The 18,387-nt window shown below is 70.1% G+C and carries 18 protein-coding genes; 6 read left to right on the top strand and 12 right to left on the bottom strand.

Features of this window, described 5'->3' with window-relative positions:
• Window positions 1-85: 85 nt before the first annotated feature.
• From RLT58_RS19140 to RLT58_RS19130, 3 genes are all read right to left on the bottom strand, one after another.
• Complete coding sequence (locus RLT58_RS19140; RefSeq protein ID WP_311311595.1) at window positions 86-1,684, bottom strand: polyamine aminopropyltransferase; 1,599 nt, start codon at window positions 1,682-1,684, stop codon at window positions 86-88.
• Window positions 1,685-1,768: 84 nt separating this feature from the next.
• The gene (locus RLT58_RS19135; RefSeq protein ID WP_311311594.1) at window positions 1,769-2,290 is read right to left on the bottom strand and encodes a DUF2617 family protein; all 522 of its coding nucleotides are present in this window, start codon (window positions 2,288-2,290) and stop codon (window positions 1,769-1,771) included.
• A gap of 320 nt (window positions 2,291-2,610) precedes the next feature.
• The gene (locus RLT58_RS19130; protein WP_311311593.1) at window positions 2,611-2,895 is read right to left on the bottom strand and encodes a hypothetical protein; all 285 of its coding nucleotides are present in this window, start codon (window positions 2,893-2,895) and stop codon (window positions 2,611-2,613) included.
• A 138-nt stretch (window positions 2,896-3,033) separates the two neighbouring features.
• Between RLT58_RS19130 and RLT58_RS19125 the strand changes: the two genes are divergently transcribed.
• Window positions 3,034-4,218, top strand: a complete 1,185-nt coding sequence (locus RLT58_RS19125) for a pyridoxal phosphate-dependent aminotransferase (RefSeq protein ID WP_311311592.1) — start codon at window positions 3,034-3,036, stop codon at window positions 4,216-4,218.
• Window positions 4,219-4,299: 81 nt separating this feature from the next.
• Here RLT58_RS19125 and RLT58_RS19120 read toward each other — a convergent pair whose 3' ends face one another.
• The 4 genes from RLT58_RS19120 to clpB form a co-directional block, all read right to left on the bottom strand.
• On the bottom strand, window positions 4,300-4,626 hold the full coding sequence (locus RLT58_RS19120) for a hypothetical protein (RefSeq protein WP_225022969.1): 327 nt from the start codon (window positions 4,624-4,626) through the stop codon (window positions 4,300-4,302).
• Window positions 4,627-4,646: 20 nt separating this feature from the next.
• Window positions 4,647-5,132 (bottom strand): prevent-host-death family protein, encoded by a 486-nt coding sequence (locus RLT58_RS19115; RefSeq protein ID WP_311311591.1) that lies wholly within the window; start codon window positions 5,130-5,132, stop codon window positions 4,647-4,649.
• A 200-nt stretch (window positions 5,133-5,332) separates the two neighbouring features.
• The gene (locus tag RLT58_RS19110) at window positions 5,333-5,893 is read right to left on the bottom strand and encodes a YbjN domain-containing protein (protein ID WP_311311590.1); all 561 of its coding nucleotides are present in this window, start codon (window positions 5,891-5,893) and stop codon (window positions 5,333-5,335) included.
• A gap of 149 nt (window positions 5,894-6,042) precedes the next feature.
• Entirely contained in the window at window positions 6,043-8,637 is a 2,595-nt protein-coding gene (clpB, locus tag RLT58_RS19105; protein WP_311311589.1) for an ATP-dependent chaperone ClpB, read from the bottom strand.
• Between the two features lie 207 nt (window positions 8,638-8,844).
• Here clpB and RLT58_RS19100 point away from each other — a divergent pair, with 207 nt between their 5' ends.
• A complete protein-coding gene (locus RLT58_RS19100) occupies window positions 8,845-9,249 on the top strand; it encodes a pyridoxamine 5'-phosphate oxidase family protein (protein ID WP_311311588.1) in 405 nt (134 codons plus the stop codon).
• Between the two features lie 93 nt (window positions 9,250-9,342).
• On the opposite strand, the gene RLT58_RS19095 is transcribed toward RLT58_RS19100, so the two are convergent.
• A complete protein-coding gene (locus RLT58_RS19095; protein ID WP_018522262.1) occupies window positions 9,343-9,663 on the bottom strand; it encodes a Rieske (2Fe-2S) protein in 321 nt (106 codons plus the stop codon).
• Between the two features lie 319 nt (window positions 9,664-9,982).
• Here RLT58_RS19095 and RLT58_RS19090 point away from each other — a divergent pair, with 319 nt between their 5' ends.
• The 3 genes from RLT58_RS19090 to RLT58_RS19080 all read left to right on the top strand — a co-directional run bounded on the left by RLT58_RS19090 (window position 9,983) and on the right by RLT58_RS19080 (window position 13,143).
• Window positions 9,983-10,966: a helix-turn-helix transcriptional regulator gene (locus RLT58_RS19090; RefSeq protein WP_311311587.1), complete on the top strand. Its 984-nt coding sequence runs from the start codon at window positions 9,983-9,985 to the stop codon at window positions 10,964-10,966.
• A 189-nt stretch (window positions 10,967-11,155) separates the two neighbouring features.
• Entirely contained in the window at window positions 11,156-12,133 is a 978-nt protein-coding gene (locus RLT58_RS19085) for a LuxR C-terminal-related transcriptional regulator (protein ID WP_311311586.1), read from the top strand.
• Window positions 12,133-13,143, top strand: coding sequence for a helix-turn-helix transcriptional regulator (locus tag RLT58_RS19080; RefSeq protein WP_311311585.1), 1,011 nt, complete (start codon window positions 12,133-12,135; stop codon window positions 13,141-13,143). The genes RLT58_RS19085 and RLT58_RS19080 overlap by 1 nt, the downstream gene beginning before the upstream one ends.
• Before the next feature lie 29 nt (window positions 13,144-13,172).
• Here the strand turns inward: RLT58_RS19080 and RLT58_RS19075 are convergent, their stop codons facing one another.
• The 4 genes from RLT58_RS19075 to dnaK form a co-directional block, all read right to left on the bottom strand.
• Window positions 13,173-13,619: a heat shock protein transcriptional repressor HspR gene (locus RLT58_RS19075; protein WP_018522258.1), complete on the bottom strand. Its 447-nt coding sequence runs from the start codon at window positions 13,617-13,619 to the stop codon at window positions 13,173-13,175.
• Window position 13,620: 1 nt separating this feature from the next.
• Window positions 13,621-14,808, bottom strand: coding sequence for a molecular chaperone DnaJ (gene dnaJ, locus RLT58_RS19070; RefSeq protein WP_311311584.1), 1,188 nt, complete (start codon window positions 14,806-14,808; stop codon window positions 13,621-13,623).
• Window positions 14,809-14,877: 69 nt separating this feature from the next.
• Entirely contained in the window at window positions 14,878-15,528 is a 651-nt protein-coding gene (gene grpE, locus RLT58_RS19065) for a nucleotide exchange factor GrpE (protein WP_311311583.1), read from the bottom strand.
• Window positions 15,525-17,384, bottom strand: coding sequence for a molecular chaperone DnaK (gene dnaK, locus RLT58_RS19060; protein ID WP_311311582.1), 1,860 nt, complete (start codon window positions 17,382-17,384; stop codon window positions 15,525-15,527). The genes grpE and dnaK overlap by 4 nt, the downstream gene beginning before the upstream one ends.
• Before the next feature lie 262 nt (window positions 17,385-17,646).
• On the opposite strand from dnaK, the gene RLT58_RS19055 reads away from it, so the two are divergent.
• Window positions 17,647-18,342: a sugar transferase gene (locus tag RLT58_RS19055; RefSeq protein WP_311311581.1), complete on the top strand. Its 696-nt coding sequence runs from the start codon at window positions 17,647-17,649 to the stop codon at window positions 18,340-18,342.
• Window positions 18,343-18,387 lie beyond the last annotated feature (45 nt).

Here is an 18,387-nt window from a genome sequence, read left to right as displayed (position 1 = left end):
GCACCCCCGGAGCACCACCCGCCCCGGCCGCCGGCCGCCGCGCACCGCTCCTTCCGGCCCCGGCCGCCCCGGCCGTACGCCGTGCTCACCGCTCCTCCCAGTACCTCGGGTGCACCAGCGTGGACGGCTTCATCCCCCGCAGCCGCCCGGACTCCGCCCGCCGCCCCGCCTCCCGCAGGATCTCCCCCGACAGGGACCGCAGCTCCGGGGCCCCGGGTTCCAGCCCGAGCGCGGGACCGCCGCCGAGGGAGGCCAGCAGGAACCCCCAGCCGTGCGCCTCGGACTGCCGGGGCGGGGCCCGGTCGGGGCCCACCGCGAAGCCGGTGCGGCGGCCGGTGACCCGGTAGGCGCGCGGGTGCAGCCCCGCCGCCCGCATCGAGGCGTCCACCGTCCAGAACGTGCGCGGCCGGCCCACCGGCGGGCCGCCGTGCACCACCACCCGGCCGCCCGGGGCCAGGGCCTCGGTGATCAGCCCGTAGAACTCCGCCGAGTAGAGCTTGGTGCTCGCCGAGATCCCCGGGTCCGGAAGGTCGGAGATCACCACGTCGTAGGGGCCGCGCGGCGCCCGCAGCCAGGTGAACGCGTCGGCGGTCACGGCCGTCAGCCGAGGATCGCGGTAGGCGTGCGCGTTCAGTGCGGAGAGCGCGTGGTCGGTACGGGCCAACCGGGTGACGGCCGGGTCCAGCTCCACCAGCGTCACGCTGCGCACATCCGGATAGCGCAGCACCTCCCGGGCCGCCAGGCCGTCGCCGCCGCCCAGGATCAGCACCCGGCCGTGCGGCCCGTTCATCGCGGGGTGCACCAGCGCCTCGTGGTAGCGGTACTCGTCGCGCGAGCTGACCCGCAGCCGCCCGTCGAGGTAGAGGTCAAGGGAGCTGCGGCCCGCGCCGGTCAGCACGACCTCCTGGACGTCCGTCTGCACCGCGACCCGCACCTGGTCCCCGTACACCGCGCGCCGCGCCGCCCGTTCGAAGTCGTCGGCCAGCACCGCGGCCGAGGCCAGCACGGCGATCACCGTCACATTGGCGGCGATCAGCAGCCAGCGGGAGCGGGCCGTCAGATCGCGCCGGAACACCCACAGCACCAGCGCCCCGCCCGCCGCCGCGTTGACCGCGCCGGTCAGCAGCGCCCCGGTCAGCTGCCCGAGCATCGGCAGCAGCAGGAACGGGAAGGCCAGCCCGCCGACCAGCGCCCCCACGTAGTCCGCGGCGAACAGATCGGCCACGGCCCCGTCCGCGTCCTGCCGGTCCACCCGCTGGATCAGCGTCATCAGCAGGGGGATCTCGGCACCGATCAGGATGCCGATGGTCAGCGAGAACCCGACCAGCGCGTATCGCGACTCCCCGAACCAGGCGAACGTGGCGTACAGCACCAGCGCCGAGAAGCCCCCGACCAGGGCGAGCGCCGCCTCGATCAGTCCGAAGCCCACGGCTGCCCGGCTGCGTAAACGTTTCGCGAGAAGCGAGCCGATACCCATCGCGAACACCATCACGGAGAGCACCACGGACGCCTGGGTGACGGAGTCGCCGATCAGATAGGAGGCGAGCGCGACCAGTTCGAGTTCGTAGACCAGACCGCAGGCCGCGCAGACGAAGACAGCGGCCAGCACGAGATACCGACCGGTCCTCGGTCGCACGGGAAGCCGCGCCGCGCCCCCTCGCAGCGACACCTGCTGGTCGATCATGCCGCGAACGCTACGTCACAGACACGTCGCCGCTTGTCACCCACAAGGGTGTAACTGACGCACCCGCAACGGAGTTGACGCGCGTCACAGCACTGCGGCGGGCATCCGCACACCCACCCGGGTCCGGGTCACCACCAGCTGCCCCTCCTGCGGATACGCGTGCCAGGTGCGCCACTGCACCTGGCCCTCGGTGCGCTGGGCGAGCATCGCGGTGAAGGCGTGCGGGCTGCCGGGGAACGTCCCGGCCAGGCCGTGCGGATGGTCGGCGACGAGGGCCAGCAGCTCCTGGGCGCGCCCGGCGAAGGAGCCCGCGCCGAGCGTCTCCACGCGCGCCGCGAACTCGTACTCCCAGTCCCCGAGCCGCTTGGCGACACCGAGGGGAAGCGGCGTACTGCTGCCGGGCATACAGGCGACGGTCTCGGAACAGCTGCCGCGGTCCTCCTCCAGGAGCACCTGGTGGGAGGCGCCGAGCAGGCGCAACTGCAGTTGGGCACCCGCGAGACGGAGATCGAGGACGGCCAGCGCCGGGAGCGGTTCACGCCCCAGCGCCCAGGCCAGATCGGCGGCACGGGTGTCGGAATAGGACGTATGAAGGGTCGTGAGCATGGGTCGGCTCCGCAACACACACATGGACACATGGACAGGGGACGCCCCCGACGTCGTGCACGTGGGAGGTGGGAAGCGCCCGATCAGGTCCAACTGGGGTCCGAGGGCTGAATGTTCTCTCCACCGAGGGAATCACGAACTACGCCTCACTCACAGCGTTTTTGCCCAACTTGACGGGGTTTCCATCCCCTCGGGGGCCTTCCGCTCATCTGTTCACCGCAGACGCGCCGCAGAGCCCAACGAAAAGGTGCCCGGCGGGACTTGGAGTGTGCACTCGAAGCCCCTGCCGGGCACCTGTGGGCCGGACCAGCTGCCCCGTGTCAGCTGCCTCCGCCGCATCCGCCCCCGCCGCCGCACGACGAACCCCCGCCGCAGGAGGAGTGGCCCCCGCCGCACGAGTGGCCGCCCGAGTGGCCGCCGCCGCTGCCGCAGGACGAACCGCTGTCGCCGCCCCCGGCCCACCAGCTGCCGCCGGCCGCCGCCCCGCCGCCCGCGCGCCGCCGGGCCCGGGAGGACGACCTGCCCCGTCCGCCGGAGCCCGCGATCGCCGCCACGAGAAGCACGACCATCACCACCAGAACCACACCTACGAGCACAGCCTTCACGGACCTCACGTCCTTCCGTTCCCCCGAAGCGAGGCCCCCCGCTTCGCCACGATTCCTGCGTGGAGGGGGGATGCCCCCGCCGTCCCGGGGCCAAAGCAGACTTGAGCAACTCCAGAGCTTCCGCGCAGGATGGCCGTCATGACACAGGGACGACCGCTGCTCAACCGCCGCCTCGCCGAGTTCGGCACGACGATCTTCGCGGAGATGTCCGCGCTGGCCGTCCGCACCGGAGCCATCAACCTCGGCCAGGGCTTCCCGGACACCGACGGCCCCGAGGAGGTCCGTGAGGCCGCGGTCCGCGCGCTGCGCGCCGGGCACGGCAACCAGTACCCGCCCGGGCCCGGCGTCCCCGAGCTGCGCACCGCCGTCGCCGGGCACCAGCGGCGGCGCTACGGCCTCGGCTACGACCCCGACACCGACGTGCTGGTCACCGCCGGCGCCACCGAGGCCATCGCCGCCGCCCTGCTGGCGCTCCTGGAGCCCGGCGACGAGGTCATCGCGCTGGAGCCGTACTACGACTCGTACGCCGCCTGCATCGCCATGGCGGGCGCCGCCCGCGTCCCCGTCACCCTGCACCCGGAGCCCTCGGACGGCAGCTACCGGCTGGACCTCGACGAACTGCGCGCGGCCGTCACCCCGCGCACCCGGCTGCTGCTGCTCAACACCCCGCACAACCCCACCGGCACCGTCCTGACCCGCGAGGAACTCGCCGCGATCGCGGACCTGGCCTGCGAGCGGGATCTCCTCGTCGTCACGGACGAGGTCTACGAGCACCTGGTCTTCGAGGGGGAGCACGTACCGCTCGCCTCGTTCCCCGGGATGCGCGAGCGCACGGTCACCATCAGCTCGGCGGGCAAGACGTTCTCGTTCACCGGGTGGAAGGTCGGCTGGATCACCGCGAGCCCGGAGCTGGTGGCGGCGGTCCGCTCGGCCAAGCAGTTCCTGACCTACGTCTCCGCCGGACCGTTCCAGTACGCGGTCGCGGAGGCCCTGGCGCTGCCCGACAGCTACTTCGACACGCTGCGCGCGGAGCTGCGGGCCAAGCGGGACCTGCTGAGCAGCGGTCTCGCCGAGGCCGGCTTCGGGGTCTACCGCCCGGCCGGCACCTACTTCGTCACCACCGACATCCGGCCGCTGGGCGGCGACGGCGACGGCTTCGCGTTCTGCCGGGCGCTGCCGGAGCGCTGCGGTGTGGTGGCCGTCCCCAACGCGGTCTTCTACGACCACCGGGAGCAGGGGGCGCCCTTCGTGCGCTTCGCGTTCTGCAAGCGGAAGGGTGTATTGGAAGAGGCGGTTACCCGCCTCAAGCGATTGACAGTCTGACAGGGGGGCGCGAAAAGAGCGCCGCCGGTTCGCTTCGGGGTGCGGGACCTGCTCAAGCCCCGCTCCCGAAGCGATCACGGTTCACTCGGTGTCTTTGGGATGTCGCGGGGAGGCGTACACGAGGATCACGGTGGAAGTCTCCGCGCTGACCAGGTAGCGCACTCGACCACCGCTGGTGACCTCGTACTCCCACTGGTCCAGGTCGGAGCCCTTCCACACTTTGGTGGCATGCCTGCCGCGCAACTGATGCTGGCGATTCCAGTTGGAGCGGGTCAGGGGGTCACCTCGGAGAGCATCCAGGCAGCGGTGCGCGCTCGGCAGGGCCACACGACACAGTTCCTCCCAGCCCGTCACCGCCTCTGTGGTCCCGAAGACGACGTTCCACCCGTTGAGGGGCGGAACGCTCACTCGGTCTCCTTTCTTCGGACTCACCCACGCACCTCGACCTGACCGAGGTCATCACCGTCGAGCGGACGCAGCGACTCCGTGAGCTGCTCGGGATCGGCATTGATGCGTGCCGTGGCGCGCCAGGAGACGATCGCGCGGTGCACAGCCTCTCCCGCCCCCAGTTCTGCGGCGTCCGACAGCGCTTCAAGAAGCTCGACAGTGAAAGCCCGAACCTCTTCCGCGTTCAGGTGTCGCGCCCAGGGGAACACCTCGGGCAGTGCGAGGAGGAGCGCCCTGGCACCGTCGTCCTGCTTCATCAGTGCGAGGAAGAGCCGCGAAGCGGTGGTCAGGTTCTCCTCCGCGCCCTCCGCGCGTACAGCCGTGGTGAGCACCATGTCCGGCGCGTCCCGATGAGTGACCCGAAGCCGTCCCAGGGCAGCAGCTCTGGCGGCGACACCTTTGGGATTGCGGGAGAGATCGGTGAAGGAGACGGATTCCGGTTCTGCTTCCAGACGCACGGTAGACATAATCAGAGCTTACTCAGATCACGATCTGATTTCAAGGGGGACCGTCCGGCCTTCGATGCGCGCGCCTTCGCCTTCTGCAAGCGCACGGAGGTCCTCCAGGAGGCGGTCTCCCGGCTCAAGGGGCTGTGACATGAAACGGCCCGGCGCGGGGCGGTCCGAGGGGACCGCTCCCGCGCCGGGCCGTCACGGCCTGTCGCGGCTCAGGCGTCCGGGGCGGACTGCTCCGTGCCGTCGGTCCTCTCCTCGGCCGGCGCGAGGCCGAGGCGCTCCAGCAGCCACTTGTCGAACTCGATCGAGGCCCGCACCCAGCTGACCGTCGAGGAGACGAAGTGCTCCAGGCTGACGCCGGTGCCGATGAGCATCTGCGCCTCACCGATCAGGCGGACCGAGGTGGTGGTGTCCTCGGCGCCCTCCTCGGGCTCGTGGGTGTGCGTGTAGACCTTGGGCCACAGGGTGCGGCGGTTCCAGTCGTCGATCGCGTCGAGCAGGACCGGGCGCTGGTCCGTGTCGTGCGGGCGGTCGTAGAACGTGCGGACCGAGAAGACCTGCTGCTCGCCCTCGCCGCGGAACATGAAGTACGTGCGGAATTCCTCCCACGGCGCGGCGAGGTCGCCCTCGTCGTCGACGACGTACTTCAGCTCCATCTGCTCGAGCAGCTGCTTGACGAGGTCCTGGTCAGGGACGACGGGGCCCTCCGGTCCTGCCGCCTGCGGTTCGGGCTGGCCCCCGAAGTTAGGAATCGAGGACGGATCGATGCTCACCGTAATTTCCCTTCGTGCGGTTGGCTGCCATCCTCTCCCATGGCGGGCGGGGCATGGCAAGCGGGAACGGCCCCGATCCGCCACAAGCTGATATCCAGCCGGTGGGGACCGGGGCCGCGCGCGTTCCGGTTACGCCGTGCGGGCGCCGCTCAGGCCGCCGGGCCGACGATCAGGCCGTCGCCGACGCGGTCCACGCGGACCGTGTCGCCGTCGGTGATCCCGCCCGCGAGGATCTCCTTCGCGAGCCGGTCGCCGATCGCCGTCTGGATGAGGCGGCGCAGCGGCCGGGCACCGTAGGCCGGGTCGTTGCCCTCCTCGGCCAGCCAGGCCAGGGCGGCCGGGGTGACGTCGAGGGTGAGCTGCCGGTCGGCCAGGCGCCTGGCGAGCCGGCCGATCTGGAGCCCCGCGATATGGGCGAGCTCGTCGCCGGACAGCGCGGAGAAGACCACCAGGTCGTCGAGCCGGTTCAGGAACTCCGGCTTGAAGGAGGCCCGGACGACCTCCAGGACCTGGCGCCGCTTCTCCTCGGGCTTGGTCAGCGGGTCGGTCAGGTACTGGCTGCCGAGGTTGGACGTCAGGATCAGGATGGTGTTGCGGAAATCCACCGTCCGCCCCTGTCCGTCGGTGAGCCGGCCGTCGTCGAGGACCTGGAGCAGGATGTCGAAGACCTCGGGGTGGGCCTTCTCGACCTCGTCCAGCAGGACGACGCTGTACGGGCGGCGGCGGACCGCCTCCGTGAGCTGGCCGCCCTCCTCGTAGCCGACGTAGCCGGGCGGGGCGCCGACCAGCCGGGCGACGCTGTGCTTCTCGCTGTACTCGCTCATGTCGATGCGGACCATGGCCCGCTCGTCGTCGAAGAGGAAGTCCGCGAGGGCCTTGGCCAGCTCGGTCTTGCCGACACCGGTCGGGCCGAGGAACAGGAACGAGCCGGTGGGCCGGTCGGGGTCGGCGATCCCGGCCCGGGTGCGGCGTACCGCGTCCGAGACGGCCTGCACGGCCTCCGTCTGGCCGATCAGGCGCCGGCCGAGCTCCTCCTCCATGCGCAGCAGCTTCTGGGTCTCGCCCTCCAGCAGCCGTCCGGCCGGGATGCCGGTCCAGGCGCCCACCACATCGGCGATGTCGTCCGGCCCGACCTCCTCCTTGACCAGGGTCTCCTTGGGCTCGCGGGCGGCCTCCTGCTCGGCCTCGTCGGCCTCGGCCAGCTCGCGCTCCAGACCGGGGATCTCCCCGTACAGCAGCTTGGACGCGGTGTCGAAGTCGCCGTCTCGCTGGGCGCGTTCGGCCTGGCCGCGCAGGTCGTCGAGGCGCTCCTTGAGCTCACCGACGCGGTTGAGGCCCTGCTTCTCCTTCTCCCAGCGGGCGTTGAGGCCTCGCAGCTCCTCCTGCTTGTCGGCGAGGTCGCGGCGCAGCTTCTCCAGACGCTGCCGGGATGCGGGGTCGGTCTCGTTCTTGAGGGCCAGCTCCTCCATGAGCAACCGGTCGACGGAGCGCTGGAGTTCATCGATCTCGACGGGCGAGGAGTCGATCTCCATGCGCAGCCGGGAGGCCGCCTCGTCGACGAGGTCGATGGCCTTGTCGGGGAGGAAGCGGGAGGTGATGTAGCGGTCGGACAGGGTCGCGGCGGCGACCAGCGCGGAGTCCGCGATCTGCACCTTGTGGTGCGCCTCGTAGCGGCCCTTGAGCCCGCGCAGGATCGCGATGGTGTCCTCGACGGACGGCTCGGCCACCAGCACCTGCTGGAAGCGGCGCTCCAGGGCGGGGTCCTTCTCGATCCGCTCGCGGTACTCGTCGAGCGTGGTGGCACCGACCATCCGCAGCTCGCCGCGGGCCAGCATCGGCTTGAGCATGTTGCCCGCGTCCATGGCGGAGTCGCCGCCGGCGCCCGCGCCCACGACGGTGTGCAGCTCGTCGATGAAGGTGATGATCTGGCCGTCGCTCTCCTTGATCTCGGACAGGACGGTCTTCAGGCGCTCCTCGAACTCGCCGCGGTACTTCGCGCCCGCGACCATGGCGCCCAGGTCCAGCGAGACGAGCCGCTTGTTCTTCAGGGACTCCGGCACGTCGCCCTTGACGATGCGCTGGGCGAGCCCCTCGACGACGGCGGTCTTGCCGACGCCGGGCTCACCGATGAGCACCGGGTTGTTCTTGGTGCGCCGGGAGAGCACCTGGACGACGCGGCGGATCTCCTGGTCGCGCCCGATGACCGGGTCGAGCTTGCCCTCGCGTGCGGCTGCGGTGAAGTCCGTGCCGAATTTCTCCAGGGCCTTGTACTGGCCCTCCGGGTCTGCGGTGGTCACCCGGCGTCCTCCCCTGCTCTTCTCGAACGCGTCCAGCAGCTTCCTCGCACTCGCGCCCTGTCCGGCGAGGATCTCACCGGCGCGGCCGCCCTTGTCGGCGATGCCGATCAGCAGGTGCTCGGTGGAGATGTAGTCGTCGCCGAGGTCCTTGGCCCGCTGGGCGGCGTCGGCGATGACGGCGAGCAGCTCGCGGTTGGGCTGCGGCGGCGCGACGGTCGACCCGGTCACGCTCGGCTGGGAGCCCAGAAGCCGCTCGGTCTCGGTGCGTACGGCGATCTGGTCCGCGTCGACGGCGGCCAGCAGATCGACGAGGTTCTCGTTGTCCTCGCCCGAGAGCAGCGCCAGCAGCAGATGCCCCGGGGTCAGATCGGGGTGCCCGTCCTTCACGGCCCTGCTGGTGGCCGCGTTGATGGCGTCCCGGCTCCTGTTGGTCAGCTCGGCGTCCACGTGCGCTGTCTCCTCCTCGCGATGTCTGAATCCCTACCTCTGACACGAACAACGTGCACAAAGTTGAGTCTATTCCACTCAAGTCGAAAACGGGGCCACCGGAGCACCCGATTCTGGCCGGATCCCGCCCTTCCCCGTGCCCCGAGTGAACCGGCCGCCCCGCCCGCCCGCCACCGCGGCGCGCCGGCGCCTGCCTAGGCTGGCCCCATGGCAGTCGACGTACGCAACCCCGGGCCCGAGTACCTCGCGTTCTGGCGCGAACACCATCTGTGCACGCTCACCACGCACCGCCCCGACGGCACCCCGCACGTGGTACCGGTCTGCGTGACGTACGACCCCGGGGCGGGCCTCGCCCGCATCATCACCAACCGCCACAGCCGCAAGGTCGCCCACATCCTGGCGGCGGGCCCGGACGGCGCGCGCGTGGCGGCCTGCCAGGTGGACGGGCGCCGCTGGGCGACCCTGGAGGGCGTCGCGAGGATCCGCACGGAGCCGGACAGGGTCGAGGAGGCGGTGCGCCGCCACACGGAGCGCTACGGGCGCATGCCCGCGCCCAATCCGGACCGGGTCGCCGTCGAGATCACCCTGGACCGGGCGCTCGGCCGGGGCTGAACCCGGACAGCACAACGGCGCCACCGTGTTCAGGTCACGGTGGCGCCGTTGTGTGGGGGAGTGTCTGAGCGACGTGGAACGACGGGGGATCGCTCAGGCACTGCGGGGGGTGGCGGAGATGGCTTCAGGTTCGAACAGCTGGTGGTCACGCTGTGCGAGGTTCACAAAAATCATGTCGTACCGGATGGCGCAGCGCACGGGCTGCGGTGCTCCGCGCGGCTTGCGGAGGCAGCGGTAGGCGCGGACTTCGCCGTCGTCCTCCCGGGCGACGACGACCGGGTCGCCGAACAGAGTGACCATCAACGAGTCACCACGGTGGGGGAGTGCCGTGACGAGGTCGATGAAATGCCACCCTGAGCGGTAGGCGGTTGCCATCTCACGCCGGAAGGTCCGGTCGTCCGGCGGGGTGGTCATGGGGCCGCAACCCCACGCGCGGGCCGGATATCCCACGACACGTCACTGGTGTTGAGCTTGCCCGCCGATACGTTGGTCCAAGACACGTCCCCCCCGCCCGCGTTCGAGACGTCAGTCTGAACAGCCACGGCAAACGCCGCAGCGGCAAAGGCGACGGCAAGAACCGAGCGAAGCAATCTCTTGTGCATAGTCGGCTTCGTCCTCACTTGATAGGTCCTCTCCCCCGGCTCTCACAAGACCATGTCGCAACAGAGCACGTCGAAGCCACAGAAGCGATGCATCATGTTCCTGTACGTTCAGGACCCTGGGGGGCGGAGATTTGCTCACAACAAGCATCAAACCTACGCATCCTCACCTCATCACAGAGCTCTGCGACGAGGGAGCGCGGCTGTACGGCAGCGCCCTGGGCGCCGGCCGGATCGCCCGGTCGGAGATAGGCCCGGCGCCATGCCTACTGGAGTTCGGACTGCTGCATCCGGACCCGGACGACGCGAATTGGCTTCGCCCCGTCCCACCGTCGGCCGTACTCGCCCAGCGCCTGCACCCTCTGGAACGGGAGATCCGGGAGCGCCGACGCGTCACCATCGAATTGGCCGACGCATTCGAGCCGTTCATGGCCATCAGCGCGCAGCCTTCGGTGACCACCCACGCGATCACCGTTCTGGAGGGGCTGCAGACCATCAACGCGACATTGGACACCGCGACCGCCCAGTGCACCAAGGAAATACTCACGATCCAGCCCGGCGGTGTCCGGAATCTCGACGTCCTCACCCAGTCACTCGAACGCGTGGAAGGACCCCTCAGCCGCGGTGTCCGGCTGCGCACCCTCTACCAGCACACGGCCCGCCACGGAGCCGGCGTCTTCGCCTACCTGGAACGGCTCCACACGGGAAGCGTTGAGATCAGGACACTGGAAGAACTCATCGACCGCATGATCATCTTCGATCGGACCGTGGCCGTCATACCGGCGCGCCGCGACAGGCAGGTGGCGCTCGAACTGCGCCATCCCGGCCTCGTCGACTACCTGGTTTCCGTGTTCGACCAATTCTGGCAATTGGCGACCCCGCTCAGCGACGAGACCCCGTACACCCCGCCCAACGACGGCGTCACCGGCATTCAGCGTTCCATAGCAAAGCTCCTCATCGAGGGCTACGTCGACGAGGCTATCGCCCGCCGCCTCGGCATGAACGTACGGACCTGCCGCGCCCACGTCGCCAAGCTCAGCGCCGCGCTCGGCAGCAACAGCCGCGCCCAACTCGGCTATCTGATCGCCCGGTCAGGAATCCTGCAACAGGATTCCTGACCGGGCCGGCCCCGAACGGTTACCCGCCCCCCCGGGCCGGTCAGGCGCACCACGTGACGGGGGAGAAACATGGCCACGCCCTTGATCAGCCGGGGGAGTTCCCGGCTCCCCCAACACGTCCACAGTGGCCCGAGGACTACGCTTCCACCACCGTCATCTTGCTGCACTGCCAAAAGTGGGGGGTCACAAATGGGCAGGGACGAGGACATAGCACATCGCCCGCACGCCGATCTCGAACTGTGCGAGGCCGGCGTCAGGGTCTACACCGAGGCGCTCAGCGCGGGGCGAATACCCCGGACCGCCCTGGAACAGACCCCCTGCCTCACCGAGTTGGCGCTCGTCCACCCCGATCCCCAGGACAACGACTGGATTCGTCCGGTGCCGCCGTCCGCAGCCCTCTCCCATCTGCTGCAGCCCGTCATACGGGAGATCCACGAGCGCATCAGGCTCTCCGCCGCCCTCGCCGACTCCCTGGCCCCCCTGGCGTCCGTCGCCAGCACCGACCCCAATCTCGCGATCACCGTCCTCGAAGGCATCCCGCTGATAGACGCGGCCATCGAGAACGCCCTGGACAGCGCCCGGGAAGAGGTCCTGACCTTGCAACCCGGCGGCACCGGGCACGGGGAAAGGCTCAAGAAGGCGCTGGGACGCGCCCTGGTCATGGCCGAGCGGGGCGCGACGATGCGTCACATCTACCAGCACCCGGCCCGCTACAGCCCGGCCATCAAGGCCTATCTGGACGAGGTGCCGCCCGGCCACATCCAGGCCCGCACCATCGAGCAGACCGTCGAGCGGCTGATCGTCTTCGACCGCTCCGTCGCCTTCATCCCCGCCAGCGCGGACCGCGATGTCGCCCTGGAGATCCGCCACCCCGCGCTCGTGCGCTATCTGATCCAGGTGTACGAGGTGCTCTGGGCCCAGGCCACACCCCTCACAGAACCTCTCCAGGCGGCCCCGCCCAGCGCATCGGTCACCGCCGTCCAGCTGAGCATCGCCCGCCTCCTCGTCGACGGGAACGCCGACCAGGTGGTGGCCCGCAAGCTCGGCATCAGCGTCCGCACCTGCCGCGCCCACATCTCCAGACTCATGCAGACCCTCGGCGCCACCAGCCGCACCCACCTCGGCGCCCTGCTCGTCCAGTCCGACCTCGTGGAACCCGCCCGGTGATGTCTCTGCCACCCGCGCACGTCCACGGCGACCACGGTCTGTGCGACGAGGCCGTCAGCCTCTACACACAGGCCCTGTCCCAGGGCCGCATCGCCCGGTCCGCCACCGCCGGCGTGCCGTGCCTCGTCGACAACGCGCTGTTGATCACGGACCCCGGTGACGCCGGCTGGCTGCGGCCCGTACCGCCCTCCGCCGCCCTCGCACAGCTGCTCCACCCCCTGGCCCGGGGGATTCTGGACCAGGTTCGGACCGCCGACGTCCTGGCCAGGACCCTGGGTGCGCTCGGCGGGCTCACCGACGGGGCCCCGGATCTCGCCATCAGGGTCGTCGTCGGGCAGTCCGCCATCCAGGCAGCCATCAGTGCCGACCTGCGCGAGGCCAACGACGAGATCCTCACCGTCCAGCCCGGCAGCACCCGCCCGCCCGAGGTGCTGCGGGTGGCGTTGTCCAGCACCCTGCCGATGGTCGAGCGGAACGTCCGGCTGCGGCACATCTACCAGCACTCGGCGCGCTACGGCCCGGGGCTCAAGGCGTATGTGGGCCGACTGCCCAGCGACCTCCTCCAGGTCCGCACGATGGAGCAGGCGACCGACCGCCTCATGATCTTCGATCGCAAGGTCGCCTACCTCCCCGCCAACGCCGACCGCAGCGCCGCCCTGGAGATCCGCCACCCCGCGCTCGTCCACTACCTGGCGCAGATGTACGAGGTTCTCTGGGCCCGGGCCACCCCCTTCACACAACCGCTGCCCACCGCCGTACCCGGGACCCCCGTCACCGCGGTCCAGCAGAGCATCGCGCGACTCCTGATCGAAGGGAACCAGGACGAGGCGGTCGCCCGCACCCTCGGCATCAGCGTCCGCACCTGCCGCGCCCACATCTCCAGACTCATGCAGACCCTCGGCGCCACCAGCCGCACCCACCTCGGCGCCCTGCTCGTCCAGTCCGACCTCGTGGAACCCGCACAGCCCCGTACAACGAAGGAGCCCGTCACCCCGGAAGTTCCGGGGTGACGGGCTCCTCACACGGATGACCTGACCGGTCAGTCCTTGGGCCGCTTGGGCCGCCAGACCACCAGCGCGCTGGTCTGCTGGACGTCCTGGTACGGGACCAGGTCGCGGCGGTACGAGGCATGGACCTGCGCCTCGCGCTGCTGCATGGCCGCCGCCGCCCCGTCCACGGCCGCCGAGAGTTCGGCGACGCGCTGCTGAAGGGCCGCGACCTGGTTCTCCAGCTCGATGATGCGCTTGATGCCGGCGAGGTTGATGCCCTCGTCCTGCGACAGCTGCTGGACGGTGCGCAGCAGCTCGATGTCACGGGCCGAGTAGCGCCTGCCGCGGCCGGCCGTACGGTCGGGCGAGACCAGGCCGAGACGGTCGTACTGGCGCAGTGTCTGCGGATGCAGGCCCGAGAGCTGGGCCGCGATCGAGATCACGTACACCGGGGACTCATCGGTCAGTTCGTAAGGATTACGCCGTCGGCCGTCCACCTCAAGCTCCCTTCGCCGCCTGGAACAGCTCCGCCCGCGGGTCCTGGTCCGCGGTCGCCTTGCGGTAGGCCTCCAGTGCGTCCCTGGCCTCGGTGCCGAGGTCGGTGGGCACGGTCACCTCGACGGTGACCAGGAGGTCGCCCCGGGTGCCGTCCTTGCGGACCGCACCCTTGCCGCGGGCACGCATCGTACGCCCGTTCGGCGTGCCGGCCGGGAGTTTCAGCGTCACCGGCGGTCCGCCGAGCGTGGGTACCTTGACCTCGCCGCCGAGCGCCGCCTCCGTGAAGGTGACGGGCACCGTGACGGTGAGGTTGTCGCCCTTGCGGCCGAAGACCGGGTGGGCGTCGACATGGACGACGACATAGAGGTCGCCGGCCGGTCCGCCGCGCTCGCCCGGTGCGCCCTTGCCGCGCAGCCGGATCCGCTGGCCGTCCGAGACGCCCGCCGGGATCCGGACCTGCATGGTGCGCGAGGAGCGGGCCCGGCCGCTGCCCTTGCAGACGTCGCAGGGGTCCTGGGCGATCAGGCCCCGGCCCTTGCAGTCCACGCAGGGGTCGGTGAGCGAGAAGCCGCCGCCGCTGCCGCGCGAGACCTGTCCGGTGCCGACACAGGTCGGGCAGACCCTGGGGGTGCCGTTCTTGTCGCCGGTGCCGGAACACGCCTTGCAGGGCGCCTGGCTGGACATGCGCAACGGGACCGTGGCCCCGTCGACCGCCTCGGTGAAGCTGAGCGTCACCTCGGACTCGATGTCCTGGCCGCGGCGCGGCTGCACCCTCGTACCGGTGCCGCCGCCGCGGTTGAAGAGGCCGCCGAAGACATCGCTCAGGCCGCCGCCGCCGAACCCGCCGGCGCCGCCGCCCTGGCCCCCGCCCGGGGCACCTCCGAAGAGGTCCCCCAGGTCGAAGTTGAAGTTGCCCTGGGCCCCGCCGGGTCCGGCGCGGAAGCCGCCGTTGCCGAAGAGGGCGCGCGCCTCGTCGTACTCCTTGCGCTTCTTGGTGTCGCCGAGGACGTCATTCGCCTCGGAGATCTCCTTGAAGCGCTCCTCCGCCTTGTCGTCGCCCTTGTTGGCGTCCGGGTGGAACTCGCGGGCGAGCTTCCGGTACGCCTTCTTGATCTCGGCGTCCGTGGCGTCCTTGGGGACGCCGAGAACCTTGTAGTAGTCCTTCTCGACGAAGTCCTTCGTACTCATCGACGTCCCTCCTTCCGGACGACCGGCCGGGTGGCCGGGCGGTGTGCTGCCAGGTGGTCGGACAGAATGTCAGACCTCCTCGCCGCCACCGCTCTCCTCGTCGTCTGCCTTCTCTTCCTTCGCGGCCGCGGGGGCCGCACCCGGCTGGGGTTCGGCCACCGCCACCCGCGCGGGACGGATGGTGCGCTCGCCGATCCGGTACCCAGGCTGCAGGATCGCCACGCAGGTCGTCTCGGTGACGTCCGGCGCGTACGAGTGCATCAGGGCCTCGTGGATCGTCGGGTCGAAGGGCTCGCCCTCCTTGCCGAACTGCTGCAGACCGAGCTTGGCGACGACCGTCTCCAGCGATTCGGCCACCGACTTGAACCCGCCCACGAGCTCACCGTGCTCACGGGCCCGGCCGACGTCGTCGAGCACGGGCAGGAGCTCGGACAGCAGACCCGCGACAGCGATCTCCTTGACCGTGACCCGGTCCCGCTCCACACGGCGGCGGTAGTTCTGGTACTCGGCCTGGAGCCGCTGGAGGTCTGCCGTGCGCTCGGAGAGCGCGGTGCGGACCTGGTCCAGCTGGGCGGTCAGAGCCGTGATCTGGTTCGCGTCCCCCGCCGGGGCCGCCGCCTCCTCCGAAGAGGGGGTGGCGGCCTTCGGCTCGGCGTCCTCAGGGGTGGCGCCGGAGGGGACGTCGGGCTTCTCCTCGAAGCCCGGAGTCTCCTCGGTCACGCCGCACCGCCCTTGGTGTCCTTCTCGTCGTCGACGATCTCGGCGTCCACGACGTCGTCCTGGCCGTCGGCCTGGGCCTGCTCGGCGCCCGGCTGACCGTCGGCCTGCGGGCCGCCCTCGGCCTGGGCGTTGGCGTACATCGCCTGGCCCAGCTTCTGGGAGACGGCCGCGACCTTCTCGGTGGCCGTACGGATCTCGGCGGTGTCCTCGCCCTTGAGCTTCTCCTTCAGCTCGGTGAGCGCGGTCTCCACCTCCGTCTTGACGTCGCCGGGGACCTTGTCCTCGTTGTCCTTGAGGAACTTCTCCGTCTGGTAGACGAGCTGCTCGCCCTGGTTGCGCGACTCGGCGGCCTCGCGGCGGCGATGGTCCTCCTCCGCGTACTGCTCGGCCTCCTCACGCATCCGGTTGACCTCGTCCTTCGGCAGCGAGGAGCCGCCGGTGACGGTCATCTTCTGCTCCTTGCCGGTGCCGAGGTCCTTCGCGGCGACGTGCATGATGCCGTTGGCGTCGATGTCGAACGCGACCTCGATCTGCGGCACACCGCGCGGGGCCGGAGGCAGACCGGTCAGCTCGAACATCCCGAGCTTCTTGTTGTACGCCGCGATCTCGCGCTCGCCCTGGTAGACCTGGATCTGCACGGACGGCTGGTTGTCCTCGGCCGTCGTGAAGATCTCGGAGCGCTTGGTCGGGATCGTGGTGTTGCGCTCGATGAGCTTCGTCATGATGCCGCCCTTGGTCTCGATGCCAAGAGACAGCGGGGTGACGTCGAGGAGCAGGACGTCCTTGACCTCGCCCTTGAGGACACCGGCCTGGAGCGAGGCGCCGATGGCGACGACCTCGTCCGGGTTCACACCCTTGTTGGCCTCCTGGCCACCGGTCAGCTCCTTGACGAGCTCGGCGACGGCCGGCATACGGGTCGAGCCACCGACGAGAACGACGTGGTCGATCTCGGAGAGCTGGATGCCCGCGTCCTTGATGACGTTGTGGAACGGGTTCTTGCAGCGGTCCAGGAGGTCCGCGGTGAGCTGCTGGAACTGCGAGCGCGTGAGCTTCTCGTCCAGGTGCAGCGGGCCCTCGGCCGACGCCGTGATGTACGGCAGGTTGATCGAGGTCTCCGTCGAGGAGGACAGCTCGATCTTCGCCTTCTCCGCGGCCTCGCGCAGACGCTGGAGAGCCATCTTGTCCTTGGACAGGTCCACGCCGTGCCCGTTGGCGAACTGCTTCACCAGGTAGTCGACGACGCGCTGGTCCCAGTCGTCACCACCGAGGTGGTTGTCACCGTTGGTGGCCTTCACCTCGACGACGCCGTCACCGATCTCCAGGAGCGACACGTCGAAGGTGCCGCCACCGAGGTCGAAGACGAGGATCGTCTGATCGTCCTTGTCGAGCCCGTACGCCAGCGCGGCGGCGGTCGGCTCGTTGACGATGCGCAGGACGTTCAGGCCCGCGATCTCGCCGGCCTCCTTCGTCGCCTGACGCTCGGAGTCGTTGAAGTACGCCGGGACGGTGATCACCGCGTCGGTGACCTTCTCGCCCAGGTACGACTCGGCGTCGCGCTTCAGCTTCTGCAGGATGAAGGCGCTCATCTGCTGCGGGTTGAAGCTCTTGCCGTCCAGGTCGATCTTCCAGTCAGTGCCCATGTGGCGCTTGACGGAGCGGATGGTCCTGTCGACGTTGGTCACTGCCTGGCGCTTGGCGACCTCGCCGACCAGCACCTCGCCGTTCTTTGCGAAGGCGACGACGGACGGCGTGGTCCTGGCGCCCTCTGCGTTGGTGATGACGGTGGGCTCGCCGCCTTCGAGAACGCTGACGACGGAGTTAGTCGTGCCCAGGTCGATGCCGACCGCACGTGCCATTTCAATTCCTCCAACTGACTACTTGAGTGGATCTGACTCAAGGATGCATGACGTCCGTCCCAGAGTCAACAGACCTGAGTCGAGCAGACTCAACTATCGTGCACGCACCCTGCGCCACCGGCGACACCTGCCCACCCTGCGGCCGCGCAGCCCTCCCCCATCATCGTCGCGTGGGATCGTTCTGTCACAAAATGCCGTGAGACGCGCAAAACCGGCATCCGATCCGCCGACCCCAGGCAGCCGACCCAGGCAGGTGCGAACGATGCAGACGCAGAGAATGCAGTCGCAGAGGGTGCATACGCAGAGGCAGAGAAGGGGCGGACGCCCCTGGCAGCCGCCCCGCGAACCCCGCACCGCCGCCGCCCGGCGGACCCTGCGGGCGCTGCGGGAGGCGGCGCCGCGCCCCACCGCCAAGCGCGCCCTCGACCTCACCCTCGGCTCGGCCCTGCTGCTGCTCGCCTCGCCCCTGCTCGCCGGGGCCGCCCTGGCGCTCGCCGTACGGCGCCGCCCCGGAGGCGTCCTCACGCACTCGCCCCGCACCGGACTGCACGGCCGCCCCTTCGTCCTGCGGTCGCTGCGCACCCGCCGGCTGCGGCTCGATGTGATCTCCCGGCTGCACCACGTGGTCCGGGGCGACCTCTCCCTGGTCGGGCCCGTGCCGCTCGCGCCGGGGGACGTGCGGAGCAGTACGCCCGGTGCGAGAGACTGGCGGCAGGAACTGAAGCCCGGCCTGACCGGTCTGGCGCAGGTACGTCACCGCTCGACGATGCCCTGGGACGAGGCCGCGCTCCTCGACCAGTACTACGCCGAGCACCACGGGACACGGCTGGATCTCGCGATCCTCCTGGAGGCCGTCCGCACTCCCCTGTACGCGACAACCCGCGCCCTGACTCGTTTCGGCAAGGCAGACCTGAGCGACACAGATCACCGCCTGCCCGGCTACAGGACGGCGGAATAAGTGGATAGTGTCAGCACAGACTGATTAAGTTACTGCTTAGTAATC

Source organism: Streptomyces sp. ITFR-16, from assembly GCF_031844705.1.
Classification (GTDB): Bacteria; Actinomycetota; Actinomycetes; order Streptomycetales; family Streptomycetaceae; genus Streptomyces.
Note: the sequence above shows the minus strand (reverse complement) of the source record. Positions and strands in the feature narration are given on the sequence as shown.